The organism is Streptomyces sp. NPDC053426 (assembly GCF_055585405.1).
Window position 1 is genome coordinate 166,966 of record NZ_JBVJKE010000001.1, and the last position, 17,295, is coordinate 184,260.

The following is a 17,295-nucleotide window of genomic DNA, read 5'->3' on the forward strand; positions in this document are numbered from 1 at the left end:
CGTGTCACCCGGTGTTCTTCTCAGCCCAGCCGGCGAGGCCGACCATGCCCCCACCGTCCGCTGCCGCCAGTCCTTCTCGGGCACGCTCGATCGCCTTGGCGAACGCGTCCAGGTGCTCCGCCGAGAACATCATGATGACCGTCGAGTCCTCGAACGTGTCCTCGTCCTCGTAGTGTGCCGTCACGACGGCCCGGTTACCGAATCTGGGGTCGCTGAAGATGCTCAGCTCGGCGGTGGCGCCGAGCTGCGCCTCGACCGTCTCCAGATTGATCGTGAACATGAAGGTGGTATCCGTTCGGTGTCGGCGGGGCGGTCCCCGCACTGTTGTGTTCCGTCACGGGGGTGTTCGTGAAGCGAAGGGCGTGGGAGGCAACGCCCACCACGGCGAGGAACAGACCCCGGGCTGTGCCGAATCCTGGCTCAGGGTTCAGGATTCGGGGGGGCGGGAGCCGCAGACGCCTGGTGCGCCTGCGAAGGAGCCGACACGCGGTCAGCAGCTCTCGCCGAACTTGACGGCCCCGATCGTCACCGGCTGTCCGTCGAGCTCCGCGCCGGCCGCCGGGTCGGTCGAGCAGACCTGCCAGTTCGACTCGACGAGCACCATCCGGTCCTGGCCGGACACGTCGTCGACCGTGATACTGGTGGAGCTGTCCAGTGCCTGGCGGGCGACCTTGACGGACTTCCCCGTGAAGTCCGGCATGGTGGAGCCCGCCTTCTCGGGTTCGCCCCGGTCACCGCCCGCGGGGCAGGTCTCCTCGAGCTTGACGGTGCCGAAGTCGACCTTCGTGTCCGTCGCGTGCGCGCCGGGTGCCGGGGTCTGGGAGCAGACCTTCCAGCCCCGATCGAGGATCTGGTTGCGGCCCCGGCCGAGCGCGTCGTGCGACGTGAGGTGGTAGAAGCCGGCGGCCTGCGCCTCGTCCTGGGCGCTCTGCAGGCCCTTGCCGGCCATGTCCGGCAGCGTCGCGGAGGACTCGGCGCCGGCCGAGGGTTCCTGGGCCGCCTCACCGGTATCGGCGGCCGGCGTCTCGGGAACCGACGGGGCGATGGACGTGGAGCCGTCCGTGCCGGTGTCGGCGGTCGGACCGCAGGCGCTGAGCGCGGCGAGCAGCAGCGCCGCGGCTGCGGAGACGCGGATGATGCGCATGGTGAACCCCAAGGGTGTCGCAGAGGAGAGTGGCCCGTCGTGCGGACGCGAGCGGGGCACGTCGCCCCGCCGGTCGAGCCCGGCAAAGTGCTCCACCGGTGCGCGTCGGACTTGGTTCGGCAGCACCGGCCGGCTCAGTATGCAGTCCGTGCACTCAGTTCACAACTCTGTGCTAGAAATTCGACGTGCACCTCTGCCCTTCGGCGCGCGGGGCGCTTAGGCTCTGAGCCGGTTCGGAGCCGAACACCGGGGTGGGGAGAGGGCGATGAAGAAGGACACGCTGGAGTACGAGCGGGCGCTGGACGCCGTGGTCGACATCCTGCGGGAGCGGGCACGCGCGGGCGCGGCACCGCTGACGTACGGCGATCTCAGCACGGAGTTGGCTCGGCGGGGCCACCACGTCCCCGCCTTCGAGGGCCCCATGCCCTACCTGCTCGAGGACGCCTCCGTCCGGGAGAGCCCGGACGGGGCACCGCCCCTGCTCTCGGCGCTCGTGGTTCTGCGGGAGACCGGCCGGCCGTCCGGCGGCTTCTTCAAACTGGCCCGGCGTGCACCGTACAAGCGGCCCGGCGACGACATGGAGCTGTGGGTCAGGGAGATCAACCGGCTCGCGAGTCACTTCTCCGCTCGCTGAAGGTTTGTCGACAGGGGCGGGACGGACCGCCGCAGTCCCGTACGAAGGAACAATCTGTGAGTGAGAACGGCTCCGGCGGAAGAGTCCAGCCGGCCCGTCCCGGCGACCCTTCCCGCATAGGCCCGTACCGGATCGTCGGCCGTCTCGGGGCGGGAGGCATGGGGACCGTCCACGCCGGGGTCGGTTCCGACGGAACGCGCGTCGCGGTGAAGGTGGTTCATCCGGAGCAGGCCCAGGAGCCGGAGTTCAGGGCCCGCTTCAGGCGTGAGGTGGAGCTGTCCTCCCGCGTCACCGGCCCGTACCTGGTCCCGCTCCTCACCGCCGCCCCGGACGCGGAGACACCGTGGCTGGCCACCGCGTACGTCCCCGGCCTGACGCTGCACCAGCACCTGCTCGCCCACGGACCGCTCACCGGTGGCAGCCTGTACGCGCTCGCGACGGCCACCGCGCAGGCGCTGGCGGCCGTCCACGCCGCGGGCGTGGTGCACCGCGACGTGAAGCCGCAGAACGTCATCCTCACGCCCGGCGGCCCGCGCGTTCTGGACTTCGGGATCGCCCACGCCGCCGACGGAACCAGCGTCACCCGCACCGGTGTCATGACCGGCACCCCCGGCTGGATCAGCCCCGAGCACTACCGCACGGGGACCACCGGTCCCGAGAGCGACGTGTTCGCCTGGGGAGCTCTCCTGGCCTACGCGGCCACCGGAAGGCCGCCCTTCGGCACCGGCGCACCGGACGTGGTCGCGTTCCGTGTGATGTCCGGGGAGCCGGACCTGGACGGAGTCCCCGCACCGCTGCGCCGGGTCGTGGAGAAAGCGCTGGCCAAGGAGCCGGACGAACGCCCGTCGGCGGCCGAGGCCGCCCGGACGTGCACGGAACTGCTGGCCTCCCAGGTCACCCAGGTGCTGCCTGCCGGCGCGGTGCCGGAGACGGCCGTGGACATGGTCACGGCCCTCTGGGACGTGCCGGCCGAGGCCGATCCGACATGGCACGTGCCCCCGGAGCGGCATCGGTCGAAGCGACGGCTGGTGGGCGCCGTGGTCCTCACCGCCGCCGTCGTCGGAGGCCTGGCCGGAGGGGCGGCCGCGCTGATGTCAGGTGACGCCGACAACCGCGAACGGGCCTCCTCCGCCGCCACTCCCCCGGCGTCACCCCTCTCCTCGGCCGGGTCCGCACGGCCGTCCGCGGACACCGCGAAGGACGACACGGTGGGAGGGGAACAGCAGGCCGCGGGCGACGACTTGGCGGATACGGGGAGCTGGGAGCAGGCGCGTACGGCCCGGGGCGAGGGCGAGCACGACGTGGCGCGCGCGGTCCTGCACGACCAGGAAGTCACCGCGCGGGACCTGAGCCCGACCGAACTGATCCCGGGAACCGTGAGGTTCCACGAAACACGTGGAGAGGTCTACTTCTCGTACCGGCTGGACGCCGCGGACGAACACGGGATCGTGTCCGCGGAGACGGAGGTCGCCAGATCCATGTGCGCGACGCTGAGAGACCTCGTGCTCCGCCTTCATCCGGATCTGCCCTACCGCACGTATGTCACGGTGAGGGAAGAGAAGGGCCGTGATCCGCAGGTGACGTGGCAGGAGGACTTCGTAGCCGACACCCAGTGCCGGTCGGCCCTCGAGGACGGCACCGACGCGGTCTACGACACCGGACAGGACTGGGAGCCGGACGAGAACGGACTCGGGGAGGCGATGGTCCCCAGCACCGACAGCACCGAGATCCGGGTCGCGGACCGCGCCGCCACGGAGATCATCGAGCGGACCAACGCGATGCGCGAAACGCTCGGCACCGACCAGGTGCTCGGCCACGACGAGATCAAGGTGGGCTTCGACCCGGCGAATTCGGCCATGTACGTCTGGTCGGACTACCTGATGTGGAACCAGGGACAGATCGAGACCTGGGCGGACATGGCCGCGGGTGAGGCGTGCCGGGCTCTGGAGAGCCAGAGGCAGACCTCGGGCGCCGGCTGGCCGTACACCCGCTACGCCGTGGCGGAGATCGGCGCGTCGGGCTACCTGATGGTCCGCTGGGGCACGATCACCTCGCAGGCCGGCTGTCCCGCCTGAGCCACACCCTCGGGGCATGCGCCGCCTACGCCTGCGTGTCCTCGTCGGCCACCGTGTCCCAGGCCGGTAGCGGCACGCCGTCGGACGCGCTGATCCGGGTCACCTCGCACCGCATCCTCCGGACGGCGGCGAAGAGGCGTCGCCGGGCCGCCGGACCGTCCTCCGGCGGGAACGAGATCCGGATCTGGTGCGGGTGCGACATGTCGTAGGTGAGCAGCCAGTCGGTGCCGACGGTGGCGAAGTGGTCCTGGCCCGAATCACCCTGTTCGGAGCGCCAGGTGCCCCGATCCACGGTCGGGGCCAGGGCTTTCCGGAGGATCGCCAGGCGCCGGTCGTGGGTGAGCGGCCCCTCCGTGAGGCGCAGGCAGCGGTGGTTGCGGGGCCGGAACGCGTTGAACCACGGGGCCGGCCCCGGCTCCATGTCCGCGAGCAGCCGGGAGTCGATGCGTCCCCTGGTCCACGCCTCGACGAACCCGGCGGCGCCCACGGGATGGTGCTCGTACCGGCCTTCACTGCTCCACACCACGACGGGCCAGTTCTCGGCCGTACCCGTGGTGAGCCAGCAGAGCCGGTCGGCGTCGATGGTGGTGCCCCAGATCAGCAGTCCGCCCGGAGCCGGATGGAGAGGGTACGGGTAGCGCTCCCGGTCCCTCTCCGCCGTGCCGGACGGTCTGCCGCTCTGCCACGCGAGGCCGTTGTGCCTGCTCGTGCCGAACGGGGTGTGGAGATTGAGGTAGTCGCAGAACTCGCCCCACCCGTACGTCTCGACGAGGTGCTTGTAGTCCTCGGGCAGCCGCGTCCCGAGCGCGGCCTCCACTGCCGGCCAGCTTCCGCGGGCGTCGACGGGGACCGGGGGCGGCGTCACGAACCGTGCCGGTCCCACGTTCTCCGTCACGGCACGTCGTGGCGTACGAGCGCCTCGGCGAAGGGCTCACCGGTACGGCGGGCGTACGCCATCCGCTCGCGCACCTCCCGCAGCGTGCGCGGACGGTACCCGGGCCCGCCGCAGCAGCCCTTGTGGAAGCGGACCCCCGCGTGCAGCAGGACGGACAGCACCCGCCAGGCCTCGGCGTCCCGGCGCGGCGGCGCCGCGAAGGCCGATCCCACGTGGATCAGCGGCTCCGCACAGCGGGGACAGACCCGGTGCGGCCTGCCCCCGTCGTAGGGCTGCTTGTACGAGGCCCGACAGGGCAAGCAGACGTAGGAGGTCTTCGCGTGGCCCATGCGGCAAGGGTAGGCGGCACCGGTGCGGGGCTCGACGCATTTTAGGAGTCGGGGCGCTCCCTGGAGGTCTTCGGGGATCCTCACGACGGTGGCCGTCGCACTGTGGCCGTGCGGAACGGGGACGACGTGCCGCACACTCTCCGGGTGATCGTGTTGCAGCCCGTCCTCGAAGTCTCCGCTCCCGTCGGCTTCACGCTCTGGCCGGTCGCCGGGATCGAGCCGTACGGCTTCCTGCCGCTCAGTGGCGCGCTCGCTCCCCGCGAGGTCGGCACGGCGGTCATGAGCATCGCCGCCCACAACGACGTCGTACCGGCGGCCGACGAGTACCCACCGCGGCCCGCGGACCCGCTCGGCTCCTTCCTGCACGGGCTGCTCACCATGGACGACCTCTTCGCGTCCGGCGGCCTGCGGGTCACGGACACCGCCTCCGGCGTCACCTTGCTGCCGGGCTGCTGCAACGGCCTCGAGGAACGCGGCGACTGGTTCGACGTCCTCGACGGGGACGGCCGGGCCTCCTTCGGCCACGACCCGTCCCCGCTGGCCGAACGCCACGGCGACGCCGTCCGCCTGACCGTGGACGCCGACCGGGACGACAGTCCCGTGATCGAGCTCGCCGCCGACGACCTGCGACACCTGCTCACCGCAGCGGAGCGCGACCTGACCGGGTTCCTGGCCCTGGCGGCCGCGTGGACCGCCCGGCAACTGCCGGATCACGCCGCTCAGGTGACCGCCACCCTCGGCCGCGCCCTGCTCCTCCCCGCACAAGGCCCGCCGTCCGCATCACCCCGACGGCCGGGGGCCGTCGGCTGACGCACACCCCCGTCTCACCGCCCGGTCTCGTCCTTCGGCGCCGAGGCCCGCGGGACGAGGCGAGGAGGCAGTGGACGGGGCGGACGGGCGTAAGCAGCGTGGGCGCGTTCCTGCTCCCGCCGCCAGATCGCCAGCAGGGCTTCCTCCGTCCGCGGCACGGCGAGTCCTGCGGCCCCGAGAACGTCCCGGAAGAAGACCACCGGACCACCGTGGGCGTCTACGACCAGCGCGGAGAGCAGAGGGGAACTGTCGGCCCCCGCTCGCCGGTCCAGCGTCACCAGCCAGTGCCGGGGCCCCAGCCCGGACTCGCCGGTGTCCAGGTCGCCGAGCGCGACGGTGCCGCCTTGCGCGGCGACTCCGACGAGCTGCCTTCTGAGTCGGTCCACCGGGTCCTCGGCGGGCGTGGAGCGCCTGGACGGCTCCCTTGACCGCGCGAGCCTGGCCTTGCTCTGGGCCGCCTCCATCCTCGCCAGCCGTTTCGCCTCCTTGTCGGTACGCCGATTCGCCGCTTTCAGACCGTCGTTCACGGCCTTCAACTCGTCCTCGACGAGACGGACGTAATATCCGGAGCTCCTGTCGGCCACCTTGGCCCGTTGGGCTGCCGGCAGGAGTGCGCCGTCGTGGTGCGCGAGCCACGTCTGCGCCTCACTGATGACCTTTCGCGCCCGTTTCCGCGTCGGCTTGTCGACAAGGCTCAGGAGACCGGTGAGCTCTTGGAGCAGGGAGCGCAGACGCTTCACCATGGATGTGTCGGCGACTGTCCTGCCCATCGGCCTCGCCACGTTCACCTGACGGTCGGCGGGGCGCCGCACCTTGACCTCGGGGGTCAGGCCTCCGCCCTTCCTCACGAACTGCCGCACCAGCGGCTGTTCGGGCTTCAGGGAGAAGCGCGGCGGCATCGTGCGCGGGGGCGTCCCGTACGCCGCGAACGCCCGTTCGGTCTCCACCGCGGTCCAACGCTTGATCCTGGACGACGTGCCGGCGTAGGCCACGCCGAGCTGCGAGAGGATGTTGGACAGGTATGGGAGCGGTGCGTCCCCCTCCCGGATGAGCGCTGACAGGACCGGCGCGTGGTCGCGCAGCGGACTGTCCATCTCGACGAGCAGGTACCGCCGGTCGGTGTGGGAGTACCTCGCCAGTTCGGGGTTCACCGTGCGGGCGAGGATCTCCCACGTGGTCGTGGTGTGCAGGCGGGCGTGATGCGACAAGGCGTCGCGCAGGGCCGTCACCAGCTCGGCGCGGGTCATCGGCGCGGATGCCACTGGCGTGCCGCTCACCGACGGTGGCTCGGTCACCGCGGTGCGTGTCGCCGTCACGGTCGGCGTCGTCGGTGGCGGGGCCACCTGCGCCGCCCGGCGTACGGGCTCCGGAACGAACGGGGGTTCCGGAGTGGCGGGCGGGACCCACAGACCGGTGCGCTGAGCCTCGTGCGCGTTGAGGCGTACATAGCGGTTCGCCTCGACCGCCCAGCCCGCGGTGCCCTCGGTGATCAGCAAGCGGGCGCCGTCGGCGACGCGGTAGACGTGCTCGGCCGGCGGCACCTCGGTGTCCCCCGGGAGGGACACCAGCGCCCGGACGATCGGACTGTCCACGGGCTTCACGTCGGCCACGAGCAGGTGCCGGTCCTCCGCCGCGAACGGGGAGTCGGCCGGCACCTCGGCCTCGGGATCGAGTGCGAAGACGAGACCGCCCTGGAGCGGGAACACGGTCGGCCGAGGCCGGGGGCGGACCAGACGGATCTTCTCGGTGTCCGGTGTGACGATGCCGGACGGTGTCACCGCGCAGTCCTCCAGCGGGGTCCAGGACACCGTGCGGTCCCGTGCCTCGGCTCCGATGTGGACGCGGCGCTCGCCGCCCACCGTTTCGCAGCGGACCCGGAGACAGTAGCCGTGACGGCCGACGAACTGCTGGGTGATCGGCCCTTCCGAGGAGAAGACCCAGTCGATGCCGTCGGCGTCCGCGGCAAGTTCATCGTCGGCCCGGCGCCAGGTCCGGTAGTCGACGGTGTTGAGCTGGAAGCGCAGCCGGCGACGGCTGTCGGGCAGATACACGTCCACCGCGTCGCCCGGACCGGTGCCGAGGTCGCGCGTCTCGACCTGCCCCTTCACCTTCCGCTTGCCGAGCAGCCTCTGCATTCCGCGTTTGATGAAGAGGTGGTCGGCGCTGGACTCGCCGTTGTTCTTCCGGTGACAGACCGGAGCCGTCGGATGGTGGGCGAAGTGGCACACCTTGGTGGTGTAACGACGGTCGCTCAGCTCCCCGCCACAGCCGCCGAGCTGCAACCCGCACCAGTAACTGTAGGCGGGGTGCGCCTTGCGCCAGCGGTCCAGTTCCCACGCGTCCATCGGCAGGATGACCGGATGGTCGGAGTTCTTGTGACCGATCACGGCTGTCTGCACGAGACGGTGGTCGAGCATGAGACCTCGCAGTGGGACGTCAGAGGAATGTCCGCCCGAACGGCGGGAGTGACACAACCCACTTAAGTATGCTTTTGATGCACTGAGTTCACAAGAGATCTGCGAGATTACACGTACACTCTTGCTCTTCTGATGCAGGTGCCACACACTCACGACACGTACACACCAGCGGCGAGGACGGGACCTCCGGCCATGGACGGCCGTACGAGCACGTGAACAGAGCGCGCCAACTGATGTACGCGCCCTGCCGTTTGGTCAGAAACTGCCCCATACTGCGCATCAGGAGGGGTCGGCTCCGTGTCATGTCCGGGGCCCGAGGTCTGGGGGGACCATGGCTGACGCACGCCTGCAGTGGTTACAGGACGCCGTCTCCGCGTTCGGCGCGGAGTGCAAACGCGGTCTGGCGGGGCCGGGTGATCGCGAGGCGGCGATCCGGGGCCCGCTGGAGCAGTTGTTCCGCGCCCTGGGGAAGCACCACGCCCTGCGCGAGATCGGCTGGCATCCGGAGACCCGCATACCGCACCTCGGCGTCCGGCCCGACTACGCCGTACGCGTCGGCACCCGGATCACCGGCTACATCGAGGTGAAGCGGCCCGGCAAGAGCATCGACCCCGACACCTTCACCGGTCACGACAGACGGCAGTGGCAGCGCCTGCGCGACCTGCCGAACCTGCTCTACACCAACGGCACCCACTGGCGCGTCTTCCAGTACGGCACGCAGGTCGGCGAGGAGGTCGTGCTGTCCGGGTCGCTGAAGAGCGCCGGGGCGAAACTCACCGCCACCGATCCGGCCGCCTTCGACGCACTCACGCGAACGGTGCTCCTCTGGAAGCCGCAGGAGATCCGGCGGGTCTCGGCGCTCGTCCAGCACATCGCCCCGCTGTGCCGCCTCCTGCGCGAGGCCGTGCGGGAACAACTGCGCGCGGAGAGCGGGACGGACGCCGACGACCCCACCGTCGAGCGCCCCTTCACCGGTCTGAGGAGCGACTGGCGCCGCCTGCTCTTCCCCACCGCCGACGACGCGACCTTCGCCGACGGATACGCCCAGACCGTCACCTTCGCCCTGCTCCTCGCCCGCACGGAGGGCATCCCCGTCACCGGCACGAGCTTCCACGAGATCGGCCGGCGGCTCCACGCCGGTCACGCCCTGATGGGCAAGGCCCTCCAACTCCTCACCGACAACGTCAACGAGCGGTTCGAGGTGACCCTGGACCTCCTCGCCCGCACCGTCGCATCCGTCGAGTGGGAGACCATCCGGCAGGGCAACCGGGACGCCTACCTCCACCTCTACGAGTCCTTCCTCTCCGTCTACGACGACGACCTGCGCCGGCGCAGCGGCTCCTACTACACCCCGCACCAGGTGGTCGAGGAGATGGTCCGCCTCACCGAGGAGGTCCTGCGCACCCGCCTGGGCAAGGCCCGCGGCTACGGCGACGACGGCGTCCACATCGTCGACCCCGCGATGGGCACCGGAACCTACCTGCACACGATCATCGAGCGGGTGGCGCGGCAGGCCGCCGCCCGCTCCGGCGAGGCCATGGCACGGGACGCGATCGGCCGCCTCGCCGGGCGCCTGTACGGTTTCGAGCTGCAGATGGGCCCGTTCGCGGTCGCCGAACTCCGTGCCGCTGACCTGCTCAAGAAGCACGGCGCCGAGCTCCCGCCCGGCGGACTCAACCTCCACGTCACGGACACGCTCGACGACCCGTACGTCCAGGAGGAGCAGCTCGCCTCCACCTACGCGGCCCTGTCGGTCTCCCGTGCCCGCGCCAACCACATGAAGGCCAACGTGCCCGTCACCGTGGTCATCTCCAACCCGCCCTACGACGACAAGGCCGAGAACCGCGGCGGCTGGATCGAGAAGCGCGTCAAGGGTCAGGGACGCCCGCCCCTGGACGACTTCCGCCACCCCGGGAACGGCCGCTACGAGCACGCGCTGAAGAACCTGTACGTCTACTTCTGGCGCTGGGCCACCTGGAAGGTCTTCGACGCCCACGCGGACGACCGGCACGGCGTCGTCTGCTTCATCACCCCGTCCGCCTTCGCCACCGGCCCCGCGGGGCGGGGCATGCGCGCCTACCTGCGCCGGACGTGCGACGAGGGATGGATCATCAACCTGTCGCCGGAGGGGCAGCGTTCGGACGTGGCCACCCGTGTCTTCCCGCACGTCGCCCAGCCGCTGTCCATCTGCCTCTTCGTACGGCACGCGGACCACGACGCCACCCGCCCCGCCCGCATCCACTACCGGGCCCTGCACGGCAAGCGTGCGGAGAAGTTCGCACATCTGCGATCGGTGGGCCTGGACGACGACGGCTGGCGGGAGGCGCATACGCAGGGGATACGACCCTTCACTCCTGCGGCGTTGTCCGGCTGGGAGGAGTACCCGGCGCTGGACGCGCTGTTCCCCTGGGGCAGTCCAGGCTGCAAGACCAATCGGTCCTGGGTCACTTCACCGCACCCGTCGGTCCTCCAGCGCCGCTGGGCCCGTCTCGTTGGTGAGGAGGACCCCGAGGCCAAGGCCGTCCTCTTCAAGGAGACGCGGGATCGCCGACTCGACACACGTCCCGCGTGCCTGCCGGGCTTCCCGCATCCCGACCGGACCGTCGACAAGGAATCCCGCGCCCGCCCACCGCTTCTGCGCATCGCCCTGCGCAGTTTCGACCGGCAGTGGCTCATCGCCGACCACCGGGTACTCGACTTCGCCCGGCCCGACCTGTGGGAGTCGCTCCAGCCCGAGCAGGTGTTCCTCAACCAGCAGAACAGCCACGAGATCGACAGTGGCCCCGCGCTGGTGGCGACTGCGCTGCTCCCGGACACGCACCACTTCAACGGCCGGGGCGGAAGGGTGCACCCGATCCTCCACCCGGACGGCAGTGCCAACGTGCCCACGGGCCTGCTCCGGTACCTGTCCGGTGTCCTCGGTCTGCACGGGGTGACCGTGCACGACCTCGCCGCCTATGCCGTGACCGTCGCCGGGCACAGTGCCTTCACCGAGCAGTTCGCCGAGGAACTGCTCACCCCGGGCGTCCGGTTGCCTCTCACCCGCGACCCGGAGCTCTGGAGCGAGGCGGTCCGGGTCGGCCGTGCGATCCTGTGGGCGGCCACCTACGGCGAGCGGGGCGATCCGCCCAACGCGCCGACGTCCGGTCAGGAGGAGGTCGACTTCCCTCCGGGGGACCCGCGCCAGGTGCGGTACGTGACGGCGATCGGCTCCGCCGTGCCCGACACGCTGACGTACGACGAGGAGAGCGGCGCCCTCCACGTCGGGCCGGGCACCTTCACGGGGGTCCCGCCCGAGGTCTGGAACTACGAAGTCGGCGGCATGCGGATCGTGAGGAAGTGGTTCGGCTACCGGAAGGCCTCCCCCACCAGCCGGAGGACCAGCCCCCTGGACGACCTCCACGCCACGACGTGGCCGCGCGAGTGGTCCACGGAGCTGGTCGACCTGTTGTCCGTCCTGCGTCGTCTGGTCGACCTCGCTCCGGCACAGCGGGCCCTCACCACAAGGATCGTGAACTCCCCGGTCGTCACCGTCACCGACCTCACGTCGGCGAGCGTCCTCCCGCCGCAGCCCAGAGCCGACCGTGCCCGTCGACGCGTCGTGCTGGACTTCGACCGACCGGCGGACGAACCGTGACCGCGGCTACGCACCCTCGCCGGCTGTGACGTGGGCCTCGGCCTGCTCCAGGTCCCACGTCCCCTCCGCGAGCAGTCTCAGGGCGTGTCCGGCGGAGCGGGGCGCCGCACCGCGCGCCACAGTGTCGGCGAAGGACGACACCGCGCTCAACCGTGCCGCCAGTTCGTCGCACTCCGCCGTGCGCAGAGCTGCCACTCCGGCGGCGGTGAGGCGGAGCGTGCCCCGGTCCCCGTCCCGCTGCTCGACCAGCCCGGCCCACAGCAGGGTGGGCAGGGCGTCCCGGACCGCGTCCGTGTCGAGGTCCCGGGCCGCGTAGGACTCCGGTCCGGCTTCCGGTGCCGGGAGGTCGCAGAGGTCCAGCTCCCGCAACAGGTGGTGCTGGAGCGGCGACAGCTGTCCGAGGGGATCGAGCATGGCCCCAGTATGGCCCGCGCCGTGCGGCGCGCGAGCTCACGTCACGCACGTGCGGCTCCGGTGACCAGGACGATCCCGTCCGACTGCCTGCGCGACGGGGAGTCAGGTGGGCCACGGCACCTCCGCCCAGACGGTTTTCGTGTACGCGTCCCGCACCTCGCAGCCCCATCGTTCGGCGTACTCGGCCACGAGCAGCAGTCCACGTCCCGATGGAGCGTCGGTTGGAGTCGGCCCGGCCACCGGGTCGCGGGGCAGGCGTTCCGGGCGGGTGTCCGTCACCTCGACCCGGAGGGTGGCGTGCTCGGGCAAGAAGAGCAGCGTCAGTCGGAAGTCCCGCCCGGGAGTGCGGCCGTGAGTGACGGCGTTGGCCGCCAGCTCGGCCGTCACGAGGGCGACGGCCTGGGCCGTCTCGGAGTCGTACGGGATCCCCCGGGCCGCGAGCTGCTGCACGGCGAGTCGGCGCGCGAGGCGGGCGCCGCGTGCGGTGCTACTGAGGCGGATGGTGAACTGCGGGACGCGGGTGGGTGGTTCGACGCCCACTTCAGGTGACTTCATGGAGTAACCGTCCCGTCACGCATATAGCCTGACGAGGTCAGACTCTCGTACCCGGCCGCGTGGTACGACCGCTGTACGGATCGGTACGGCAGGTGTACGGGGCCGCGCTCGTGGCCGGAACGGCGGGTCGGTCGTTGCCGGTCACAACGGGACACCGCACAGAACAGGGGGCGCGATGGGCAGGACGACCCAGCGGGAATGCGGGACCACCGGCCGACGCGGACCGGACAAGGAACGCCCGGCGGCGTGGAGCGCCTACGGCAAGCTCGTCCGCCTCTTCCTCGAACGGGCCGGCCTCACCCAGCAGGCCCTCGCCGAGGCGATCGACTACTCGCTGGAGCAGGTCGCCTCCGTCGAACAGATGCGGAGACCGGCGAAGGCGACCTTCACGGAGGCCGCGGAGCGGGTGTTGGAGGCGGGCGGAGCGCTGCGGGTGCTCCAGGAGGACGTGGACCGAGCCAAACTTCCCGTCTTCTTCCAGGACTTCGCCCTCCTGGAAGCCGAGGCGGTGAGCAGGTTCTCGTACGACCCCCTTCTGATTCCTGGGTTGTTGCAGACCGAGGCATACGCACAGGCGCTACTCGAAGCACATTTCCCTCCGTTGCCTGATGACATCGTCGAGCAGAGGGTGGCGGCTCGTCTTGCGCGCCAGGCGCTGTTGAGCCGCAAGAGTCCGCCCATGGTCTTCGTGTTCATCGTGGAGGAGGCAGCGATCCGGCGCGTGGTGCGGAACACCACTGTCATGCGCGGGCAGTTGGAGCATCTATTGGCGTGCTCGAAGACACGCAATGTCGAGTTGCAGATCATGCCCACGGCCCGGGGTGCACACAGCGGGCTCAACGGGCCGATGGTGCTGATCGAGTCGACCGACCGCAAGCAGTTCGTCTACATCGAGGCACAGGACGTGGTGAGCGTCAGGTCCGACCGGAACGAGGTCAGCGAGTTCTTCCTGCGGTATGGGATGCTGCGCACGCAGGCCCTCAACACGGAGGAGTCCTCCCGTCTCGTCGAGCGCACGACAGGGGAACTATGAGCACCGGTCAGGACATTGAGCAGTCCGACGGGCTCGCCTGGTTCAAAAGCAGCTACAGCGGAACGAGCGGCGGCGACTGCGTCGAGGTGGCCGCCGGCGCGGGTGCCGTGTACGTACGGGACTCCAAGGCCGCGGGCGACGGCCCCGTGCTGCGGGTCGGCCGGGACGAGTGGGCCGCGTTCGTGCCGCACGCGGCCAGGTAGTCCCGGCGCGTTCAGCCCTTCACGCCTCGATGCGCAGCCAGGTGTCGCCCGTGCGGAGCCAGAGGGTGCCGTCGCGGCCCTGGCCGCAGCGCCCGACGACCCGGCCGGGTACACGCAGTGTGCGGCGGTCGGTCGCCGTCCAGGTGGTGCCGTCGAACTCGGCGCGGGTGAGTTCGACGGTCCGTCGGTTGTGGTCGCGGCGGGTCAGCACGGCCCGGTTGCCGCGCACGGCGAAGCCGTCCGGATCGTGAACGGGGCTGGGATGGCTGGTCACTTCACCGGTGGACGGGGTGACGCGGGTCAGGAAGGTGCCCGACCGACTGTGGGTGTACCAGACCAGCCACACCTGATCACCCTCGGTCGCGGCGGTGCAGCCTTCCAGTGGGTGGGCGGGCAGCCTGTCCCCCGGAGTCCACGTCGCGCGGCCTTCGGTGTTCCATCCGGCGAGACCGCCCCCGGACTCGGGGTGACCGCCGTAGATGCCTTCGTCCCCGTAGGCCGTCCAGATCCCTCCGTGGCGGTCGGTGATCAGGGCGGGTATGTCGTCACCGACGCAGAACTCGTTCTCGGGTGTCCCCGAAGGGGAGAACACCACGGCGTTGGGCGCCCAGGGGCCGTCGGTCTCACGGTGAGGCGTACGGCTGTTCACCAGCAGGAAGCGGGAGTCGGGCAACAGGGCCAGGTGGCTCGGCCAGATCCGGACGTTCTCCACCGTGGTACGCCGCTCCCCCCGCGCGGTGACGGTGACCAGTTCGCCCGTGAACGGGTCCTTCGGCCGCCAGGCGAGCCATCCCTTGCCGTAGCGGCTGCGCTCCAGGTACCGCCGGTGGACGAGCATGACCGCGAGTTCCCCGGCCGGCCCGGCACTCCACCACAGGGCTCGATGTCCTCGGAAGGTGTCGGCGGCGGGCAGGCTCCACGCCTCGTGCACTGCGGTGTCGGAGTCATCACTCGTCCACTGACGGCTCATCAAGATGTGTCACCTCTGGGACTCCGGTGGCCTACGCCGACCGAAGATCCCGACCTTACCGGCCTCGGACGCCTCCCCGTCTGTTTGACCTGAATCTCGGTTGAGGTTCTAGCGTGCGGCAGACGTGATCACCGGCCGACGGCAGGAGAAGACAACGATGATCCTCGTGACGGGTGCCACCGGAAACATCGGAAGCGCTCTGGTACGGCAGTTGCACGGGTCCGGCGCCTCACCCGTGCGGGGCCTGACCCGTGACGCCGCACGGGCCTCGTTCCCCGACGGGGTCGAAGCCGTCGAGGGTGACCTCGCCCGGCCCGCCTCGCTGAAGTCGGCACTGGACGGAGTGCGTTCTGTGTTCCTCGTACCGGGCATGGGTGCGGACGCGGACGTTCTCACGGCCGCCCGGCAGGCGGGTGTGGAGCACGTGGTGCTCGTGTCCTCCATCACGGTGCGGACCCACCCGCACCTGCCCGCCGCCGCCGAAAACCTGGCCGTCGAGCAGTTGCTCCGGGACAGCGGGATGAGCTGGACGATCCTGCGTCCGACACAGTTCACGTCGAACGCCCTGTGGTGGGCGGAATCGATCCGGGAGCACCGGTCGATCCGGGTGCCCTATGCGGACATCGGGCTTCCCGCCGTGCACCCCGCCGACATCGCGGCGGTGGCCCGGACGGCACTGACCGGGCCGGGTCACCGCGGGCGGACGTACGCACTGACCGGACCGGAACGCATCACGCCCCGGCAGCAGGCCCGCGCGATCGGGGCGGCCCTGGGGCACGAGGTGTCCGTCGAGGAGATCAGCCGGGAAGAGGCACACCGGCAGATGGCCCCCTTCCTGGGAGAGCAGACCGCGCACGCGGTGCTCGACCTGATGGGTGGGGACGTCAACGACGAACTGCTCAAGGTGCACGACACGGTTCCGTCTGTCACCGGCTCCCCTGCCAGGCCCTTCCGGCAGTGGGCTACGGAGAACGTCGCCATGTTCCGCTGACAGCCCCGGCGGGACCGTTCCGCGGCGGGGCACGGACATCAGGGCTTCAGAGGGTGCATGGGCGCCCGGTTCAGTATCTCGATGTACATGATCCGGCCGTACACGACATCGAGGATCAACATGCCCTTCGAAGGCAACAGCGGTACGCATCGGTGGCCCTCGCCGTACGGCTCGCCCTTCTGGTGCGCCGCTGTGTGGATGCTCTGGCAGAAGTCGTCACCGCAGTCGCACATGGCGACCAGACGGACATCCCACACGCAGATAGCCAACTCACGCTCTCCCTCGTCTTCCAAGAGGGTGGTCAGCTCGGCGATAAGGTCGGGGAAGACATCACGGACGAGGGGATGGTCCTGCTCCATGCAGGGAGGGTAGCCGGAGCGGCAGATGGACGGTTCGGCCAGGAACGTGGAGCGGATGCTGAACACAACGGCACGCCCTCTGTGGACACGCGCTCTCACCCGGGAGTCCGTGAGAGCCCGGCAGCTCCTCGCCGCGGGCGAGTGGCGCCTTTCCTCGGCGGACGCCGAGGCGGTAAGGGCTGTCCTCGCCCGCCTCACCGCCCCGCTCCCCACCCGGCGGGGCACAGCAGCACGGATCAGGGCGACGGACCGGGACAGACGGCTTCAACGCATACTCCGGACCACCGTCCATCACCTCGACGCCGGTGCCGTCAGTCCGCCTGCCGCCGCTCTCCTGGCCGCCGTCGCCCGCGCCCTGCTGCCCTGGCACGCGGTCCCGAATCCGCCCCTCGCGGCTGCGGCTCCGAGATACGGCACCGTGCCGGAGGCGATGGAACGCGCGGCACCGCCGACCGAAGCAGGCGAGTCCCTGCTCCCCGGCCTGGCCGCACTGCTCACCGCCCTCGCCGCGACGAACGCACCCGGCGCCGTCCCCCTCACCCCGCCGGTCGAGCCCTGGCAGGCCCGCTACATGGGCCGATTCCGTCACTACACCAGACCCGCGTCGGATGTATGGGCGGCCGAAACCGTCGGCTGCCCCGAGTGCGGAGGCAAGGACGGCCCCTGGGCAGTGACCTGTGACTGGCACCGGGCCACGTTGGGCTGCCCCTGCGGGGCGGTGATACGTGAGCACGGCCTCGCCTTCTCCGAGGTCTGGCTCGTACTGTCGGAGACCTGACCGAGTCTCCGATCACTTGGGCGCAGGAGGAACGGCACAGCTCACGGGGTT

General features: G+C 70.6%; 17 protein-coding genes. 8 read left to right on the forward strand and 9 right to left on the reverse strand.

Going from position 1 to position 17,295, the window contains the following annotated elements; translation table 11 throughout:
- Positions 1–4: 4 nt before the first annotated feature.
- Together ACZ62B_RS00680 and ACZ62B_RS00685 are read right to left on the reverse strand one after the other, a co-directional pair.
- A complete protein-coding gene (locus tag ACZ62B_RS00680; RefSeq protein ID WP_469689043.1) occupies positions 5–280 on the reverse strand; it encodes a hypothetical protein in 276 nt (91 codons plus the stop codon).
- A gap of 210 nt (positions 281–490) precedes the next feature.
- The gene (locus ACZ62B_RS00685; RefSeq protein WP_469689045.1) at positions 491–1,144 is read right to left on the reverse strand and encodes a PASTA domain-containing protein; all 654 of its coding nucleotides are present in this window, start codon (positions 1,142–1,144) and stop codon (positions 491–493) included.
- 265 nt (positions 1,145–1,409) lie between these two features.
- On the opposite strand from ACZ62B_RS00685, the gene ACZ62B_RS00690 reads away from it, so the two are divergent.
- Together ACZ62B_RS00690 and ACZ62B_RS00695 are read left to right on the forward strand one after the other, a co-directional pair.
- Positions 1,410–1,778: a hypothetical protein gene (locus tag ACZ62B_RS00690; protein ID WP_468882261.1), complete on the forward strand. Its 369-nt coding sequence runs from the start codon at positions 1,410–1,412 to the stop codon at positions 1,776–1,778.
- A 56-nt stretch (positions 1,779–1,834) separates the two neighbouring features.
- Positions 1,835–3,853 (forward strand): serine/threonine-protein kinase, encoded by a 2,019-nt coding sequence (locus tag ACZ62B_RS00695; RefSeq protein WP_468882259.1) that lies wholly within the window; start codon positions 1,835–1,837, stop codon positions 3,851–3,853.
- A gap of 25 nt (positions 3,854–3,878) precedes the next feature.
- Here ACZ62B_RS00695 and ACZ62B_RS00700 read toward each other — a convergent pair whose 3' ends face one another.
- Together ACZ62B_RS00700 and ACZ62B_RS00705 are read right to left on the reverse strand one after the other, a co-directional pair.
- Entirely contained in the window at positions 3,879–4,748 is an 870-nt protein-coding gene (locus tag ACZ62B_RS00700) for an SMI1/KNR4 family protein (protein WP_468882256.1), read from the reverse strand.
- Positions 4,745–5,077 carry a deoxyxylulose-5-phosphate synthase gene (locus tag ACZ62B_RS00705; RefSeq protein WP_469689047.1) on the reverse strand — a complete coding sequence of 111 codons (333 nt, stop codon included), beginning with the start codon at positions 5,075–5,077 and terminating at the stop codon, positions 4,745–4,747. Before ACZ62B_RS00705 ends, ACZ62B_RS00700 begins: the two co-directional genes overlap by 4 nt.
- A gap of 144 nt (positions 5,078–5,221) precedes the next feature.
- Between ACZ62B_RS00705 and ACZ62B_RS00710 the strand changes: the two genes are divergently transcribed.
- Complete coding sequence (locus tag ACZ62B_RS00710; RefSeq protein ID WP_468725998.1) at positions 5,222–5,887, forward strand: hypothetical protein; 666 nt, start codon at positions 5,222–5,224, stop codon at positions 5,885–5,887.
- Positions 5,888–5,901: 14 nt separating this feature from the next.
- On the opposite strand, the gene ACZ62B_RS00715 is transcribed toward ACZ62B_RS00710, so the two are convergent.
- Positions 5,902–8,304: a hypothetical protein gene (locus tag ACZ62B_RS00715; protein ID WP_468726002.1), complete on the reverse strand. Its 2,403-nt coding sequence runs from the start codon at positions 8,302–8,304 to the stop codon at positions 5,902–5,904.
- A 331-nt stretch (positions 8,305–8,635) separates the two neighbouring features.
- On the opposite strand from ACZ62B_RS00715, the gene ACZ62B_RS00720 reads away from it, so the two are divergent.
- Positions 8,636–11,941 carry a type ISP restriction/modification enzyme gene (locus ACZ62B_RS00720; RefSeq protein WP_469689050.1) on the forward strand — a complete coding sequence of 1,102 codons (3,306 nt, stop codon included), beginning with the start codon at positions 8,636–8,638 and terminating at the stop codon, positions 11,939–11,941.
- Positions 11,942–11,947: 6 nt separating this feature from the next.
- Here the strand turns inward: ACZ62B_RS00720 and ACZ62B_RS00725 are convergent, their stop codons facing one another.
- Both ACZ62B_RS00725 and ACZ62B_RS00730 read right to left on the reverse strand, forming a co-directional pair.
- Positions 11,948–12,355, reverse strand: a complete 408-nt coding sequence (locus ACZ62B_RS00725; protein ID WP_468726006.1) for a hypothetical protein — start codon at positions 12,353–12,355, stop codon at positions 11,948–11,950.
- 102 nt (positions 12,356–12,457) lie between these two features.
- Entirely contained in the window at positions 12,458–12,910 is a 453-nt protein-coding gene (locus tag ACZ62B_RS00730; RefSeq protein ID WP_469689052.1) for an ATP-binding protein, read from the reverse strand.
- Between the two features lie 175 nt (positions 12,911–13,085).
- Here ACZ62B_RS00730 and ACZ62B_RS00735 point away from each other — a divergent pair, with 175 nt between their 5' ends.
- Both ACZ62B_RS00735 and ACZ62B_RS00740 read left to right on the forward strand, forming a co-directional pair.
- Positions 13,086–13,943, forward strand: a complete 858-nt coding sequence (locus tag ACZ62B_RS00735; protein WP_469689054.1) for a helix-turn-helix domain-containing protein — start codon at positions 13,086–13,088, stop codon at positions 13,941–13,943.
- Positions 13,940–14,146, forward strand: coding sequence for a DUF397 domain-containing protein (locus tag ACZ62B_RS00740; protein WP_468726013.1), 207 nt, complete (start codon positions 13,940–13,942; stop codon positions 14,144–14,146). Before ACZ62B_RS00735 ends, ACZ62B_RS00740 begins: the two co-directional genes overlap by 4 nt.
- A gap of 19 nt (positions 14,147–14,165) precedes the next feature.
- On the opposite strand, the gene ACZ62B_RS00745 is transcribed toward ACZ62B_RS00740, so the two are convergent.
- On the reverse strand, positions 14,166–15,116 hold the full coding sequence (locus tag ACZ62B_RS00745; RefSeq protein WP_468726015.1) for a hypothetical protein: 951 nt from the start codon (positions 15,114–15,116) through the stop codon (positions 14,166–14,168).
- A gap of 157 nt (positions 15,117–15,273) precedes the next feature.
- On the opposite strand from ACZ62B_RS00745, the gene ACZ62B_RS00750 reads away from it, so the two are divergent.
- Entirely contained in the window at positions 15,274–16,107 is an 834-nt protein-coding gene (locus tag ACZ62B_RS00750) for an SDR family oxidoreductase (protein WP_468726017.1), read from the forward strand.
- A gap of 38 nt (positions 16,108–16,145) precedes the next feature.
- On the opposite strand, the gene ACZ62B_RS00755 is transcribed toward ACZ62B_RS00750, so the two are convergent.
- Positions 16,146–16,466 (reverse strand): hypothetical protein, encoded by a 321-nt coding sequence (locus ACZ62B_RS00755; RefSeq protein ID WP_468726020.1) that lies wholly within the window; start codon positions 16,464–16,466, stop codon positions 16,146–16,148.
- A gap of 109 nt (positions 16,467–16,575) precedes the next feature.
- On the opposite strand from ACZ62B_RS00755, the gene ACZ62B_RS00760 reads away from it, so the two are divergent.
- Positions 16,576–17,244, forward strand: coding sequence for a hypothetical protein (locus ACZ62B_RS00760; RefSeq protein WP_469689055.1), 669 nt, complete (start codon positions 16,576–16,578; stop codon positions 17,242–17,244).
- Positions 17,245–17,295: the final 51 nt, after the last annotated feature.